This window comes from Achromobacter sp. ACM05 (assembly GCF_019218915.1).
Classification (GTDB): Bacteria; Pseudomonadota; Gammaproteobacteria; order Burkholderiales; family Burkholderiaceae_B; genus Achromobacter; species Achromobacter animicus.
Genome location: NZ_JAHUWQ010000002.1, coordinates 401633 through 417340, shown reverse-complemented (window position 1 = coordinate 417340; position 15708 = coordinate 401633). Strand labels below are relative to the sequence as shown.

Here is a 15708-nt window from a genome sequence, read left to right as displayed (position 1 = left end):
TCCTTAAACTCCTTGTGCTGCGGTTTTTGCCTGCGGGTCCAGTTCGGCTGGCACGTTCAACTTCGTGGGGGCCGGGGGTTCAAGCCCCCAACCCGAGCGCCAGGATCGTAGCTGGAATACCCATGCCAGCACTTCCGCCACCGCGGTATACAGCTCGGCCGGGATTTCTTGTCCCAGCTCGACGTGTTGATGCAATGCGCGCGCCAACGGCGGCGCTTCCAACGTGGGAATCTTGTTTTCGGCGGCCAGCTCGCGGATCTTCGCGGCGATCAGGCCCGTGCCCTTGGCCAGCACGCGCGGCGCGCCGCCCTTCGATTCGTCGTACTTCAGCGCCACCGCATAGTGCGTCGGGTTGGTCACCACGACGTCGGCCTTCGGCACCTCGGACATCATGCGCCGGCGGGCCGCCTGACGCTGCTGCTGCCGGATGCGCGCCTTCACATGCGGATCGCCTTCGCTTTCCTTGTGCTCCTGGCGCACGTCTTCCTTGGACATCCGCAGCTTCTTCAGATGGCTCCAGATCTGCCAGGGCACGTCCAGCATGACGATGATGAGCAGCGACGCCACGATGAAGGCGCAGCACATTGCCACCAGGGTCAGCGCCTTGGTCAGCGCGGCCGACGGCGCCACGTGCATCAGCCCCATCATGTCGTCGTGATAGCGCCAGATGACCCAGACCGCTACGCCGCCGACCAGCAGCGCCTTGGCCAGCGCCTTGATGAGCTCCACCACCGTCTGCGACGAGAACATGCGCTTCAAGCCGGCCAGCGGGCTGAGCTTCGAAAAATTGGGCGTCAGGGGCTTGGTCGAAATCACCAGGCCGCCCAGCACCACGCTCGACAGCACTGCAACCACCGCGAGCAGGCCGAATATCGGCAGCAGCACCAGCAGCGCATGGCCGAAACCGCTTACCGCCTGCTCGACCATGACGCCGGGATCCAACGCGACGCGCTGATCGAAGGCCAGCCCGTTGCGCAGCACCCCGCTCAGGCCCCTGTAAAGCGACCCGCCGCCCGCCCAGATCGCGGCGACACCGACGGCCAGCATCATGAACGTGCCCAGTTCCCGGGAACGCGCAATCTGCCCCTCCTCGCGCGCCTTTTCCAGGCGCCTGGGAGAGGCGGCTTCGGTTTTCTCGAGGTCGCTTTCTTCGGACATGCTCTACGGGATCGTTGCGGCTCGCTGACGTGGAATGCAAGCCGCCCGCCGAGATTCTAGGAGGCGCGGGGGGTTGGCGATATGCCAAGAAACGGGGGGAAAGCGGCGCTATTCCCGGATGCGCCGCCGGCTGCCGGTCAGCCCCCCTGGGCGTGCGCCTTCAGCCCGCCGCTTCAACTTGCCACATCAAGCCGCCCCATCAAGCCGCCCCATCAAGCCGCAACATGAACGCCCGCGTGACGCCACCCCGTCAACCCGCCACCGGCGCCGCCCGTCCCCCGGCGCCCTGCCCGTCCACGATCGCCTGGAAACGCGCGTAATCCAGCCCGATGCGCACGGCGCCCCAGTGTTCCGGCCCCAGATAAATGGGAAGGGAAATGTCGTTGACGATCTCGCCGGTATCCCGCGAATACGTCTGGAACAACTGCGCGCCCGTGTTGGCAGCCAGCCGGGCGCCCACGGGATCGTCAAAGATCCGCTTGTTGCGCACCCGGACGATGTCGACCTTCGGATCGCCGGTCGGCGCCAGCGAGAACCGGCTGTTGTGCGCCGGTGCGTAACCCCGGTTGTCCACCAGGATCGTGTAGATCGCGCCGGGCACCGCCTGCAGCACACTGTCGAGCAGGCGCGTCAGCGGCTCGTCGATGGCCCGGTCATACGCCGTGTGATACCGCGGCGGCTCGCTGCCGGGAATGCGCTGGTAATGGCGGTCGAACACGTCGACACCCCGCCGCCGGGCATCGTGCAGCAGTCCGGCCGCCGCGTCCGCAAACGCCTCCAGCGACGCCGACAGGCTGTCGAACGCGGTATCGCCGGTGCGCATGTCGGCCAGCACCTCCTGCACGCTTTCGGTCTGGCGGCGGATGCGGTCGATCTCGCCCGACATGCTTCCCACCCGTTCCAGCACGTCCGCGCTCAGTGCCGCGATGCGCCCCACCTCCTGGCTCATGCCGTGATTGGTGGCGTCGACCTCGCCAATCGCCTGGACCACTTCACCCACCTGCCGGTTCATGCTGTCAAAGTCGCGCACGAAGCGCTCGAACCCGTCACAGGTGCGGTTCAGCACCGCGCCCGACGCGTCCACATCCTCGCGCAGCGTGCCGGTCTGGCGCTGGGTGGATTCGACCAGGCCCAGCATCTCTGAGGTATGGCGGCCGATGTCGCCGGTGGCGGTATTGACCCGTTCGGCCAGACGGCCGACCTCGCTGGCCACCACCGCAAAGCCTCGGCCCGCGTCCCCTGCCCTGGCCGCCTCGACGCCCGCATTCAGCGCGAGCAACTGGGTCTGCAGCGCAATGCCTTTGATTGCCTGGCTGATGTCGCCCACGGATTTCGCGCGGGCGGCCAATTGCCCCACCACTTCGGTAAAAGCCGCCATCTCTTGCGTCATGCGGTCGACGCGCGTCTTGACCTCGGTCAGCTCGGCCAGCGCCTGCTCTGCTGCATGCAGGTTCTGGCCGGACACGGCGGCGATTTCGCGGGCATGCGTGGAGGTGGATGCCGACAGGTCAGCGATCTGCGCGCCGCTGGCTGCAAGCGCGTCGGCGGCCCTGGCCTGCTCGCGCGCCAGCAGCGAACAGCGCCCCGCCTGGAACTGCGTGCGCGCCGCGTTCAGCGCGATCTCGATGCTGGACTGGCGCACCGTCATCACCCGCACGCGGATCTGCGCCAGAAAACGGTACAGCGGCCAGGCGGCCGGACTGAAAGACAGGGCGCGCTCCGACAGCATCGCGTCGCCACGATTGAGCCGACGCAACAAACCCCACATGCCGCCCAGGCGGAATACGGATCTGGCCATGATGAACCTCCTCTCCCTGGCCCGGACCGCCTGCTTTGGGCATCCGTGGCCTGACGCGCAAAGCGCGCCTTGTCTCGCGCTGCAAGGCCCCGATTATTGTTGGCAGGAGTCTATCGGGAGGGTCGCGTTTGCGCTCTTAGGGAATACGTCATGCGGACGAGGCGGCAAAGACGGTCAAGTGCAGCAGGCAGCCGCAAGGACGCAGCCGCGCGCGGGTGTCAGACACCAGGGCCATGCGGGGGTCTGACACCGGGACGATGTCCGGGAGCGAACATCGCCCGAGGGCCGGGCTTAGAAGCCCAGGCTGGCCAGCAGGTCGTCGACCTGATCCTGGCTGGTGACCACGTCGGTCTTGCCTTGCGGGTTGATCTGCGGACCGTTGAGCAGGCTGTTGGCTTCATCGCGGCGCTCTTGCGGCACGTTGTCCAGCAGCACCTGCAGCAGTTCGCGTTCGATCGCGCCCACCACGTCCATCATGCGCATGATGACCTGGCCCGTGAGGTCCTGGAAATCCTGCGCCATGATGATTTCCATCAGCTTGGACTGCGTCTGCTGCGTCTGCTTGGGCACGTCGGCCAGGAAGGCGCGCGTGTCCTGCACCAGTTCGCGCGCTTCCGGCATCTCCAGCGGCTGGTCATACCATTGCTGCCAGCGGCTATCCAGCGCCTGGGCCGAACGCGACATGTTGTCCTGGATCGGACCGGCCTGCTCGGTGGCGTTGAGCACCCGGTTGGCGGCCTGCTCGGTCATCTGCGCCACGTACCGCAGGCGGTCGCGCGCATCGGGGATTGCATTGGCGGCGTCCTTGATCGCTTGATCCAGGCCCAGTTCGCGCATGCTGTCGCGCAGCATGCGGGTGAGCGAGGCGATGCGATGGATCAGGTCGGGCGACTCTGCCGGGTCAACTGTTTCCGTTGAGCTCATCGCACACCTCACCCGCCAATTTTCTCGAAGATCTTGTTCAGCTTTTCCTCCAGCGTTGCCGCGGTGAAAGGCTTGACCACATAACCGTTGGCGCCGGCCTGGGCTGCGGCAACGATGTTTTCCTTCTTGGCTTCCGCCGTCACCATCAGCACCGGCAGCGAAGCCAGCGATGCGTCGGCGCGGATCTGCTTGAGCATCTCCAGACCGTCCAGGTTGGGCATGTTCCAGTCGGACACCACGAACTGGAAGCCGCCGTTGCGCAGCTTCTCCAGGCCAATAGCGCCGTCCTCGGCCTCATCCACGTTTTCGAAACCCAGCTCCTTGAGCAGGTTGCGGATGATCCGCCGCATGGTGGGGAAGTCATCCACCACCAGAATCTTCAGGCCCTTGTCTACCATCTTTCACTCCAGAAAAAATTTGCTTGAGACCGATCGTGGCGTCTGTCCGCGTTAAACGCGGTGCCCACGGTCGCCCAGGCGAGTCAGAATGCGTTCGCTCATCGCCGACAACGGCACCACTTCACTTGCAGCCCCGATGGCAATGGCCTCGCGAGGCATGCCAAAGACCACGCAGCTTGCTTCGTCCTGCGCGATCGTGTGCGCGCCCGCCCGGTGCATGGCCAGCATGCCGGTGGCGCCATCCTTGCCCATGCCCGTCAGGATCACGCCGATGGCGTTCTTGCCCGCCGCCACGGCCGCGGAATTGAACAGCACGTCCACGGACGGACGGTGGCGGTTGACCGGTTCGCTGGCTTCCAGCTCGATGACGTAGTTGGCGCCACTGCGGCCCAACCGCATGTGCATCTCGCCGCCCGGCGCCAGGTACACGTGGCCCGGCAGCACGCGCTCGCCGTGCACGGCCTCGCGCACGGTCACGGCGCACAGCGCGTCCAGGCGCTGCGCGAACGACCGCGTGAAGCCGGCCGGCATGTGCTGCGTGATCAGGATCGCGGGGCTGTCCGGCGGCAGCGGCTGCAGGACTTCGCGGATGGCTTCGGTGCCGCCGGTGGACGCGCCCACGATGACCAGCTTTTCCGAGCTGGACAGCGGACGGCGCAGCATGGGCGCCGGCGCGGCTGCCGCCGCATGGGGCGTGGGCGCGCGCAGCTTGGCGCGCGACGCGGCGCGGATCTTGTCGGCAATGAGTTCCGTGTATTCGAGCAGGCCGTCGCGAATGCCCAGTTTGGGCTTGGTCACGAAGTCGATGGCGCCCAGTTCCAGCGCGCGCAGCGTGATTTCGCCGCCACGCTCGGTCAGCGACGACACCATCACGACCGGCATCGGACGCAGGCGCATCAGCTTTTCCAGGAAATCCAGCCCGTCCATGCGGGGCATTTCCACGTCCAGCGTCAGCACGTCGGGGTTGTGACGCTTGATCAGATCGCGCGCGACCAGCGGATCGGGTGCGGTCGCAACCACTTCCATATCCGGCTGGCTATTGATGATTTCGGTCATCAAGCCGCGCACAAGCGCGGAGTCATCCACACACAAAACGCTTATTTTCTTCATCTTGTTTGCTGCCCTGGCCCGTTCAGGCCTTATTTGCGCATTCGTAGACTGTCTGCCCGCGCAGACGGAAATCCCGGCTGATGTACGTGAAGTTCTCGGAGTGGCCGGCAAACAGCAGGCCGCCCGGCTTCATGAGGGGCACGAACCGCTCCAGAATCTTGGCCTGGGTCGGCTTGTCGAAATAGATCATGATGTTGCGGCAGAAGATCACGTCGAACTTTTCGGTGATCCCCCACGACGGCGACAAGAGGTTCAGCGTCTCGTAGCGCACCATCTCGGCGATCTCGGGCCGCACCCGCACATGCCCTTCGTTCGCGCCGCGGCCTTTCAGGAAGAAGCGGCGCAGGCGCTCGCTTTCCATCTTCGCGACGCGTTCGTTCGGATAGACGCCCGTGCGCGCGCGGTTCAGCACGCTGGTGTCGATGTCGGTAGCCAGCACGGTCGAGCCGGCGGCCCGCGGGCCCAGGGCTTCGGTCAGCGTAATGGCGATCGAGTACGGCTCTTCGCCCGTCGAGGCTGCACAACACCACACCGAAACGGGTCCCCCGCGCTTCTTCGCGAAGTCCGCCAGGATCGGAAAGTGATGCGATTCACGGAAAAACGCGGTCAGGTTCGTCGTGAGCGCGTTGATGAAGTCTTCCCACTCCGCGGCGTCGGGCTCGTTTTCCAGGCTGTCCAGATAACTGCCGAAATCCTGCCCGCCCAACGCCCGCAGGCGGCGCGCAAGGCGGCTGTAGACCATCTCGCGCTTGTGCGTGCCGAGCGAAATGCCGGCCCGCGCGTGGATCATCTTGCGGACGCGGGAAAAGTCCGCGTCACGGAAATCAAACTGGCGGTCCACCGAAATGGACGGGGCCGTATTCGCCGAAGTTGCCACGCGTATCCTCAGCGTCCCAGAGCAGGCGCATCGGGCGCATGCAGGCGGGCGTCATCATAGGTGGCGTGCACCGATGAGAGCCGATGCGCCGGCACTTCAATGACCTCGCCCGTATTGATCTTGAACACGGCCACCGCTTCGGCCAGGCGCTGCGCCTGTTCCTGCAGCGAGCCCGCGGCGGCAGCCGCCTCTTCCACCAGCGCCGCGTTCTGTTGCGTCACTTCGTCCATCTGCGACACGGCGCGGTTCACCTGGTCGATGCCGCTGGATTGTTCTTCGGACGCTGCCGAGATCTCGCCCATGATGTCCGTCACGCGCTTCACCGAGGCCACGATTTCCTGCATCGTGGAGCCGGCGCGTTCGACCTGCTGAGAACCCGCGCCCACCTTGGTCACGGAGTCTTCGATCAGGCCCTTGATTTCCTTGGCAGCTTGGGCGCTGCGCTGCGCCAGCGAACGCACTTCGCCCGCCACCACCGCAAAGCCCTTGCCCTGCTCACCGGCGCGCGCGGCTTCCACCGCCGCGTTCAGCGCCAGGATGTTCGTCTGGAATGCGATGCCGTCGATCACCGACACGATTTCCGAGATCTTGCGCGAGCTGGCCGAGATGCCTTCCATGGTGTGCACCACTTCCGACACCGCCGCGCCGCCGCGTTCGGCCACGTCAGACGCGCTGGCGGCCAACTGGTTGGCCTGGCGGGCGTTGTCCGCGTTCTGCTTGACGGTCGACGCCAGCTCTTCCATCGAGGCGGCGGTCTCTTCCAGCGAAGCGGCCTGTTGCTCCGTGCGGCTGGACAGGTCCGTGTTGCCCGCCGCGATCTCATGCGAGCCCACGTTGATTTCATCGACGCCGCGGCGCACCGAGGCCACCGTGCGCGTCAGGCTTTCCTGCATGCGCTTGAGCGCGGCGAAAAGCTGGCCGATCTCATTGGTGTTGCTGGCTTCCACGCGCGCCGTCAGGTCGCCGCCGGCAATGCGGTCGAAATGGTGGCCGGCTTCCTTCAGCGGCTGCAGCACGCGGCGGCGCAGGAAGACGTAGGTGGCAAACACCAGCAGCGCCGCGATGATGCCGCCGGCGCTGACGGCCATCAGCACAAACTGGTAGCGCACTTGCGCTACTTCGAACGCGTCCGTCATCTTGCTGGCGCGCCAGAAATCAAAGCCTTCGACGGCGCGCGCAAAGCGGCCTTCCAGGGCGTCCTGCACCTTCTGGATCTGCGTCTGGTAAGCCGGCATGTCGGCCTTTTCCAGCGCGGCGACCAACGGTGCGACACCCTGCTGCACCAACGCCGCATAGGAGTCGTCGATCTCCTTCAGGGCCTCGGCGGCTTCGGCCGGCCGTGGCAGGGTCTTGAAGAAATCGAACTCGGCCTGGCCCTTGTTCAGCGACGCCTTGGCACGTTCCAGCAGGCCGGCGGCCTCGCTGGACAGACCTTGCGCCAGCAGGGTCGGCTGGCCGACGCTGCGCACGATGTCCGCATAGTTCAGGGTCGCGGCACGGGCCAGGCCGTTCAGCGTGTCCTTGTGGCTCAGCACGACGCGGTTGACGGCGTCGTTCAATTCCTGCGATTGCTTGATCTCGGCCAGCGTCCCATTGCTGATGCGCAACGACAACACGCCCAGCGCGGCACCAATCACCAACATGAATGAGAAGAACGCCAGCACCCACAACAGGCTGCTGCGTATCGTCATGTTCGCGAAAAACTTGCGCATCACAAGAACCATCCCTTGACTGCAATCGTTAAAGGAAAGCGCCACATCGCGATCAATATGGCGCCTTTACCCCGCATTCCGGCCAGACTCCGATCAGGAGGCGACCTTCTCCACCAGCGCCATTTCGTCGCTGGTCATCAGCTTTTCGATGTCTACCAGGATCAGCATGCGCTCATCCACGGTGCCCAGGCCCGTCAGGTACTCGGTGGACAGCGTGGCGCCGAATTCGGGCGCCGGACGAACCTGGCCCGAGTTGAGCATCAGCACGTCCGACACGCCGTCCACCACGATGCCGACGACGCGGCGGTCGAGGTTGAGGATGATGACGACGGTCTGCTCGTTGTAGTCGACGCGGCCCAGGTTGAACTTGATGCGCAGGTCGACGATCGGCACGATGATGCCGCGCAGGTTCGTCACGCCCTTGATGAACGGCGGGACGTTTGCGATGCGGGTGACCGTGTCGGCGTCGTAGCCGCGGATTTCCTGCACCTTCAGGATGTCGATCCCGTATTCCTCGTCGCCCAGCGTGAAGACCAGGAACTCGCTGCCGACATCTTCATTGCGCGCGGCTTGCGCTTGCGGTTTGGCTGCCATGATTTTTTAGTGCTCCATCAATTCAGAACGGCTTCGGGCTGCGACCAGCGCTCCCGGTTGGCGCGCGCGAGCGCAAATACGTCGACAATCAGGGCCACGCTGCCATCGCCAAGAATGGTGGCGGCGGAAATGCCCGGGACCTTGCGGTAATTCGATTCCAGATTCTTGACCACCACCTGATGCTGTCCGATCAGGTGATCGACCAGCAGCGCAAAGCGCCGGTCCTCGGCCTGCATGATGACGGCGATCGCCTGCGTGGGGTCGGTCTGGGCCTCGCCCACCGAGAACACGCGATGCATCTCGACCAGCGGCAGGTATTCGCCACGCACGTGCATGACGCGCTCGTTGCCGGCAACCGAGTAGATCTGGTCGTTGGTGGGCTGCAGCGATTCGGTGACGTGGTTCAGCGGCAGGATGAAGGTTTCTTCACCGACGCGCACCGACATGCCGTCCAGAATGGCCAGGGTCAGCGGCAGCACGATGCGGGTCGTGGTGCCGTTGCCCGGCTCGCACGACAGCTGCACGTGGCCGCCCATGTCCTGGATGTTCCGGCGCACGACGTCCATGCCCACGCCGCGGCCGGAAATGTCCGTGACCTTTTCGGCCGTGGAGAAACCGGGCGCGAAAATCAGCTGCCAGATCTCGTCGTCGGGCGAGTTTTCGTTGACGGCCAGGCCTTGCGCCATAGCCTTCTTCAGAATCTTTTCGCGGCTCAGGCCACCACCGTCGTCGCTGACTTCGATGACGATGTTGCCGCCGTTGTGCTGCGCGGACAGCACCAGCTGGCCAACCGGATCCTTGCCGGCGGCGATACGCTTTTCGGGCGTTTCGATGCCGTGGTCCAGGCTGTTGCGCACCAGGTGGGTCAGCGGGTCGATGATGCGTTCGATCAGGCTCTTGTCCAGCTCGGTCGCGCGGCCGTATGTTTGCAGTTCGATCTGCTTGCCCATCTTGCCGGCGATATCGCGCACCAGGCGCGGGAAGCGGCTGAACACGTAATCCATCGGCATCATGCGGATCGACATGACGGCTTCCTGCAGATCGCGCGCATTGCGCTCCAACTGCTCCATGCCGTTCAGCAGGCGATCGTGCAGCACCGGATCCAGCGTGGAGGCGGTCTGCGCCAGCATGGCTTGCGTGATGACCAGCTCGCCCACCAGGTTGATGACCTGGTCGACTTTTTCAACGCCGACGCGGATCGAGGTCGATTCCTTGTCTGCATGGGCGGCGGCGGAAGCGGCCGGACGCGCGGCGGCACGGGCGGCCGGCGCACCAGCGTCGGCGGCCACTGCCACCTCGGCGGCGGGCGCTTCGGGCGCAGACGGGGCAGCGACCGGCGCGGCAACCGGCGCGGCGGGCGCCGCTTCGGCCGCCACGGGCGCGGCGTCGCCGCTTGCCGGCACTGCCTCGCGGGCGATGTTCAGTTGGTCGCCGTCGACGATGAAGCAGCACACGGCCTCGATGTCTTCCGGCGTGCAGGTGCTATCCACCCAGACCGTCAGCACGCCATTGGCGCGTTCGCTCGCCTTGACGGTGCCCAGGTTGCCCATCTCTTCGAGCAGGGACGCGGCATCCTTGTCGGAAACCTTGGTGATGCGCACACGCAGCGGCAGGCCGCCGGCTTGCTCGCTGGTGGCGGCGGCCGGCGCGGCGGCTTCGACCGGCGCGGCGGGCGCGGGCGCCTGCTGCACGGGTGCGGGCGCCGGGGCCGCGACCGGCGCGGCAGCGGGTGCAGGCGCAGCGGGCGCGGGCGCGGCGGCCGCGGCGGGATCCTTATGCTCCAGCGCAAGCTGCCTCAATACGGCGCAAATACGCTCAAACACGGCATCATCGGGCTCTTCGGAGGCCCGATAGGCATCCAGTTGGCTTTTGAGCACGTCTTTCGTTTCCAAGAAAATATCAATCATGTCCGTGCGCAGCGCCATTTCGCCACGCCGGATCGCGTCCAGAAGGTTCTCAAGCAGATGGGTCGTGCCCGCCAGCTGGTTGAAACAGCCGAACGTCGCCGCACCGCCCTTGATCGAATGCGCCGCGCGGAAAATGGCGTTGAGCTGCTCGATGTCGGGCGCGCCCACATCGAGCTCGAGCAACAGCTGCTCCATTTGCGCGAGCAGCTCGTCCGCCTCGTCGAAAAAGGTCTCGTAAAACTGACTGAGGTCCAAACCAGAACTCATGACCCGTACGCCTTTCTAAATGAACCTGCTACGCGCCGGCCTGCTCGTCGAGCAGCTCGGTCGCCAATTCCACCAGCACATCGGGATCCACCGGCTTGGAAAGCCAGCCGCAAACACCCAGATCCCGGGCTGCCATCTTGCTGTCCACGTCGTCCTCGGTGGTCAGCACCAGCACCGGCACATCCATGTACCGGTCCTCTTCGCGCAACCCCTGGATCAACTCCAGACCGCCCTTCACCGGCATGTTCCAGTCGCTGACGACCAGATCCACCGGGTTGGCCATCGCCACTTCCAGCGCTTCCTGGCCGTTGCAAGCCGTCAACACGTTCCAGCCTGCGCCGGTCAGCGTCGCCTGCACGATCATCCGCATGGTCGTGGAATCATCCGCCACGAGTATCGTTGCCGTCATTGTTGTCGAACCCCTTCAGCGGGCGGGGTGTTCTCCGCCTCGCTCTGCTTGGTTGCCGTTGCGGCCTGGCTGGCGGCTTGCACCGCCTGCACGGCCGTCCCCACCTCGCGCGCATCCTTGGCGCTCAAATCCGCGGCTGCGGCGTTCTCGCTTTCGATGCGCTTCTGGGTGCTTTGGTTGAGCACCACCAGGCTGATGCGTCTATTAACGGCTGCATACGGATCATCTTTAACCAGACTCATGCTGGAAGACAGACCCTGGATGCGCATGACCTTGCTTTCGTTCATGCCGCCCGCCACCAATTCCTGGCGCGAGGCGTTTGCGCGGTCGGCCGACAGCTCCCAGTTGCTATAGGCGCGTTCGCCGCGCGCATACTGCGACGCGTCGGTATGACCCGAGATGCTGACCTTGTTGGGCAGTTCGTTCAGCACCGGCCCCAGCTCGCGCAGGATGTCGCGCATGTACGGCTGCACTTCGGCGCGGCCGGTCGCGAACATCGGGCGGTTCTGGTTGTCGATGATCTGAATGCGCAGGCCTTCGGTCGTCAGATCGATCAGGAGCTGCGGCCGGAAGGATTTCAGGACCGGGCTCGTCTCGATGACGTTTTCGAGGCGCTTCTTGAGGTTTTCGAGGCGATGCTGCTCGCGGCGCTCGGCGTCGCCCATCGGCTGGGACTCGACCCGGTTGCCCTGGCCGCGGCGCACGTCGCCCTCGCTGCGCAGCGGGTCCTGCCCGCCGCCCGGCACGGCGCTCGTTTCCGCCGAACTGCTGGGCCCGCCCGTGATGGCGACGCGCAGCGGCATGCGGAAATATTCCGCGATGCCCTTCAGTTCTTCCTTCGGCACGATGCTGACCAGCCACATCACCAGGAAGAACGCCATCATTGCCGTGATGAAGTCGGCGTACGCGATCTTCCAGCTGCCCCCGTGGTGCCCGCCGCCCTTGACCTTCTTGCGGCGGATCACCACACGGTGATTATTTACCGTGCTCATGGCCCGCTCCGTCAGGCCTTGCCGGTCGACTTGGTCTGGCGGACGTGCTCTTCCAGCTCACCGAAGGTGGGCCGGACCGCCGAGAACAGCACCTTGCGGCCGAATTCCACCGCGAGCTGGGGCGGGTAACCGTTCATGCTGGCCAGCAGCGTGGTCTTGATGCATTCGAGCACCTTCATGGCTTCATCGGTGCGGCGCTCCACGCGGGAGGCCAGCGGACCCACAAAGCCGTACGCCAGCAAAATACCCAGGAACGTGCCGACCATCGCCTTGGAGATCAGGTCACCCAGAATGGCGGGCGGCTGATCCACGGCGGCCAGCGCCTTGATCACGCCCAGCACCGCGGCCACGATACCGAAAGCAGGCAGGCCGTCGGCCATCTGCTGCAGCGCATGCGCCGGCACTTCGCGCTCGTGGCGGTAGGTTTCGATTTCCTCGTCCATGAGCGTTTCGATTTCGAACGAGCTCATGTTGCCGCTGATCATGATGCGCAGGTAGTCCGTGATGAACTCCATGAGCTTCTCGTCTTTGGCGATACGGGGATACTCGCTGAAGATCGGGCTGGAGCCCGGATCCTCGATATGCGATTCGATGGCCATCAGGCCTTCACGGCGCGCCTTGTTCAGCAGCACATACAGGAGCGCCATCAGCTCCATGTACACGTCCTTGCCGTAGCGCGAGCTCTTGAGCGCGTCGGGAAGCGCCTTCTTGACCAGCATCAGCGACTTCTTGCTGTTGCCCGCCAGGAAAGCCCCGAACGCCGCGCCGAAGATCAGCGTCAGCTCGAAGGGCTGGTAAAGCGCGCCCATGTGTCCGCCCAGCGCCATGAAGCTGCCGACGACCGACACGATCACCACAAGAAAACCGATAACAATCAACACAACGGGCCCCTGCCAACGAAGTCTATAACTTGCGTCAATGATCCCCTGTCCCCCCTGCCCCAAAAAGGCGGGTTAGGGGGTGTTTTCCAGGGCTTTTGATGTATTTGGACGCCCGATCAGGTCGGAGCGGCGGTCGCAATGGGGGCTGAACGGCTGCCGGCGCGTGCTTTGGCCGCCGCGCGGGTCTTGCCGGCGCGAGGTGGCGGACGGCAGATGGCGCACACGAAATCGGACTGCGGATCGTGGGCGTGGGCGATGAAATGGCCGCCGCATTGCCGGCACGCAGAGAGCTGCAACATGCCGCTATCGAAGAATCGCACCAGCATCCACGCCCGGGTAAAGCTCAGGACGGGCTCGGCATCCGCGGTTTCCTGCCCCGCGTTTTCGAGATACAGGCGATACGCATCGATGGTGGCGCGTATGCCCTTGCTGGTGGTGCGCGTATTCAGGAACGAATACACGTTATAGAAGAGAGAGGAATGAATATTCGGCAGCCAGGTCATGAACCAGTCAACCGAAAAAGGCAGCATGCCCTTGGGTGGCGAGCAGCCGCGGATTTCGCGATACAGGCGGGCGAGGCGATCATGGCTGAGGCTTGTTTCAGCCTCAAGCACCTGAAGGCGCGCGCCCAGCGTAATCATGGAGCTAGCAAGCAGAATGTCGTCCGCTTCCTGGGAAACGCTCTTGGAGGCCATTACACGTGTATCCGAGTGGAATTCGCGAGGCCGTCAGGCCAGTTCTTCGACAGGCTGCTTGGCGAGCAGGATGGTTGCATGCGCTTGTTGCAGCGCACCACCCAGAACGTCGTGAGTCAGCGCGGACAGCAGGCTGTAATCATCAAAGCGGAAACGGCACAGCAGCGAGCTGGAGCTGGCCAGTTTCACCAATTGCGCCGGCGAAAGGCGCATGAGAATGTCAGCGACTTCGTTGCTGAAACCCAGGCGGAACATCGATGCGGCGAAATCGTCCCGCAACATACGCTGAGCCAGTAACAGATATGACAGATTCACTTCGCGAATGTCTGCCAGCAAAGAATTTTCGACTTGTTGCACGCCGTACTCCCTATCCCTATCCCACCCGAGGGGCTTGATTACTCATAGCGCAGGCAACGATTGTTACCTGACTGCTTGCTGCATCCTGTTTTTATGCGAAATGTATCATTTGTTCGCAAATTAAGTAAAATTTACCACAGGTGATGTCATTTTCTATGACTTATATGACAAATCTTTGTTGATGTTGCGCAACGTGCCTTTCTAGACACACCTTGACATACAAGTTCGTGACAAATTTTCGCCAATTTGCCAAATAAGCATTCAAAACGTTGCGTACTTCCTGAAATGAACGGCGCCCCATTGCCGACAATGCCAACTTAGCGACTCTTAAGATTCGCCCGCCTTACCGTAGCCGCGCTTGTCGACAATGTCGCAAATTGGCAACACGACCGCGCTTCACGATGGACTCCGCCAGAATTCCCGCAATGCCCCACGCAGATGACAGCCTGGTCGAATACGCGCCGCTAGTTCGGAAGCTGGCTTTGCAATTGCTCGCCCGGCTTCCCGCCAGCGTCGAACTCGACGACTTGATACAAGCCGGCATGATCGGCCTGCTCGATGCCGTCCGCCGCTATCAGGAAACCGCAGACGCGCAATTCGAGACCTACGCCACGACGCGTATCCGTGGCGCGATGCTCGACGAGCTTCGCGGGCAGGACTGGCTGCCGCGCAGCGTGCGCACGAAGGCCCGCAAGATCGAACAGGCGATCCAGTTTCTGGAACAGCGTTTGATGCGCGCGCCGACTGAGGCCGAGATCGCCGCGCAGCTTGAACTGCCGCTGGATGAGTACCAGTCGCTGCTGCACGACGCGCAAGGCGTGCAGATCGTGCATTACGAAGACTTCACCACCGAACCTGATTCGGCGTCGGGGCAGGCGGATTGGTCTGCGACGTTGAATCATGGGGCGCCGAGCGGGAATCCGCTGGATTCGCTGCTGGCCGGGGATTTCCGGCAGGCGCTGGTGCATGCGATTGACGCCCTGCCCGATCGGGAGAAGCTGTTGCTGTCGTTGTGTTACGAGCAGGGGCTGAATCTGAAGGAAATCGGCGCGATCATGAATGTAACCGAGGCGCGGGTGTGCCAGCTGCGGTCGCAGGCGACGGCGCGGATCCGGGCTCGGTTGAAGGATCAGGCTTGGCAGGAGTTGCCGCAGGAAGGGCAGATCGCGCAGATTATTTGACGACGCTGTACTGGGAACCGGCTGGTTTGCACTTTGCGAAATTGAGGCCGGCATACCCGAATGCGGATTGAATGCGGCACGAGTGCTTGAAGTCTGCTGCGCAGCTCGTCAATCTTTGCGGTTCGCAACAGCCCATCCCAGCGCGCAAATCGTCGACGTCGAGTTGTCGGCTTAGCCGATCAATATGGGTAGCGCGCGTCCGCAGCCGTTGGCGGAAGAAATCTCGGCTCGCACGCTATGAATCTCACGGCTGTCACTCCAGAGTTCGATGCGTTCGACAACATCATTGCAGTCTCTGCGTTGCTGCACTTTGCCCAAGCGCTGCACGACCATAACGCGACCACTATCAGGGTCACAAATATCCGGTAGCCGTCAACAAGTGCTGTAGTTTTTTGCAGTTCCAGACGCGCGGCAGACTCACCTAGCCTATTAGGCGAATGCCGACTCG

At 63.8% G+C, this 15708-nt stretch carries 15 protein-coding genes; 1 reads left to right on the top strand and 14 read right to left on the bottom strand.

The window, feature by feature from the left end; genetic code table 11:
• Positions 1-3 precede the first annotated feature (3 nt).
• The 14 genes from flhB to flhD all read right to left on the bottom strand — a co-directional run bounded on the left by flhB (position 4) and on the right by flhD (position 14079).
• Positions 4-1158, bottom strand: coding sequence for a flagellar biosynthesis protein FlhB (gene flhB, locus KW836_RS12770; protein ID WP_175126220.1), 1155 nt, complete (start codon positions 1156-1158; stop codon positions 4-6).
• 250 nt (positions 1159-1408) lie between these two features.
• Positions 1409-2956: a methyl-accepting chemotaxis protein gene (locus KW836_RS12765; protein WP_254595078.1), complete on the bottom strand. Its 1548-nt coding sequence runs from the start codon at positions 2954-2956 to the stop codon at positions 1409-1411.
• A gap of 291 nt (positions 2957-3247) precedes the next feature.
• The gene (gene cheZ / locus KW836_RS12760; protein ID WP_056570181.1) at positions 3248-3880 is read right to left on the bottom strand and encodes a protein phosphatase CheZ; all 633 of its coding nucleotides are present in this window, start codon (positions 3878-3880) and stop codon (positions 3248-3250) included.
• A gap of 8 nt (positions 3881-3888) precedes the next feature.
• Entirely contained in the window at positions 3889-4278 is a 390-nt protein-coding gene (cheY, locus tag KW836_RS12755; protein ID WP_056316584.1) for a chemotaxis response regulator CheY, read from the bottom strand.
• A gap of 51 nt (positions 4279-4329) precedes the next feature.
• The gene (locus KW836_RS12750; protein WP_175126221.1) at positions 4330-5388 is read right to left on the bottom strand and encodes a chemotaxis response regulator protein-glutamate methylesterase; all 1059 of its coding nucleotides are present in this window, start codon (positions 5386-5388) and stop codon (positions 4330-4332) included.
• Positions 5389-5410: 22 nt separating this feature from the next.
• Entirely contained in the window at positions 5411-6265 is an 855-nt protein-coding gene (locus tag KW836_RS12745) for a CheR family methyltransferase (protein WP_175139609.1), read from the bottom strand.
• An 8-nt stretch (positions 6266-6273) separates the two neighbouring features.
• Positions 6274-7977, bottom strand: coding sequence for a methyl-accepting chemotaxis protein (locus KW836_RS12740; RefSeq protein WP_175139608.1), 1704 nt, complete (start codon positions 7975-7977; stop codon positions 6274-6276).
• A gap of 93 nt (positions 7978-8070) precedes the next feature.
• Entirely contained in the window at positions 8071-8571 is a 501-nt protein-coding gene (cheW, locus tag KW836_RS12735; RefSeq protein WP_129247084.1) for a chemotaxis protein CheW, read from the bottom strand.
• A 17-nt stretch (positions 8572-8588) separates the two neighbouring features.
• Positions 8589-10745 (bottom strand): chemotaxis protein CheA, encoded by a 2157-nt coding sequence (gene cheA, locus KW836_RS12730; RefSeq protein ID WP_218343528.1) that lies wholly within the window; start codon positions 10743-10745, stop codon positions 8589-8591.
• A 28-nt stretch (positions 10746-10773) separates the two neighbouring features.
• Positions 10774-11154 (bottom strand): response regulator, encoded by a 381-nt coding sequence (locus KW836_RS12725; RefSeq protein WP_175126093.1) that lies wholly within the window; start codon positions 11152-11154, stop codon positions 10774-10776.
• Positions 11151-12146 (bottom strand): flagellar motor protein MotB, encoded by a 996-nt coding sequence (gene motB / locus KW836_RS12720; RefSeq protein ID WP_218343527.1) that lies wholly within the window; start codon positions 12144-12146, stop codon positions 11151-11153. Before motB ends, KW836_RS12725 begins: the two co-directional genes overlap by 4 nt.
• A gap of 11 nt (positions 12147-12157) precedes the next feature.
• Positions 12158-13027 carry a flagellar motor stator protein MotA gene (motA, locus tag KW836_RS12715; protein WP_056570169.1) on the bottom strand — a complete coding sequence of 290 codons (870 nt, stop codon included), beginning with the start codon at positions 13025-13027 and terminating at the stop codon, positions 12158-12160.
• Positions 13028-13143: 116 nt separating this feature from the next.
• Positions 13144-13722, bottom strand: a complete 579-nt coding sequence (gene flhC / locus KW836_RS12710; protein ID WP_175126091.1) for a flagellar transcriptional regulator FlhC — start codon at positions 13720-13722, stop codon at positions 13144-13146.
• Positions 13723-13755: 33 nt separating this feature from the next.
• Positions 13756-14079, bottom strand: a complete 324-nt coding sequence (gene flhD, locus KW836_RS12705) for a flagellar transcriptional regulator FlhD (RefSeq protein ID WP_046806433.1) — start codon at positions 14077-14079, stop codon at positions 13756-13758.
• A gap of 425 nt (positions 14080-14504) precedes the next feature.
• On the opposite strand from flhD, the gene KW836_RS12700 reads away from it, so the two are divergent.
• Positions 14505-15260, top strand: coding sequence for an RNA polymerase sigma factor FliA (locus KW836_RS12700; RefSeq protein WP_175186085.1), 756 nt, complete (start codon positions 14505-14507; stop codon positions 15258-15260).
• Positions 15261-15708: the final 448 nt, after the last annotated feature.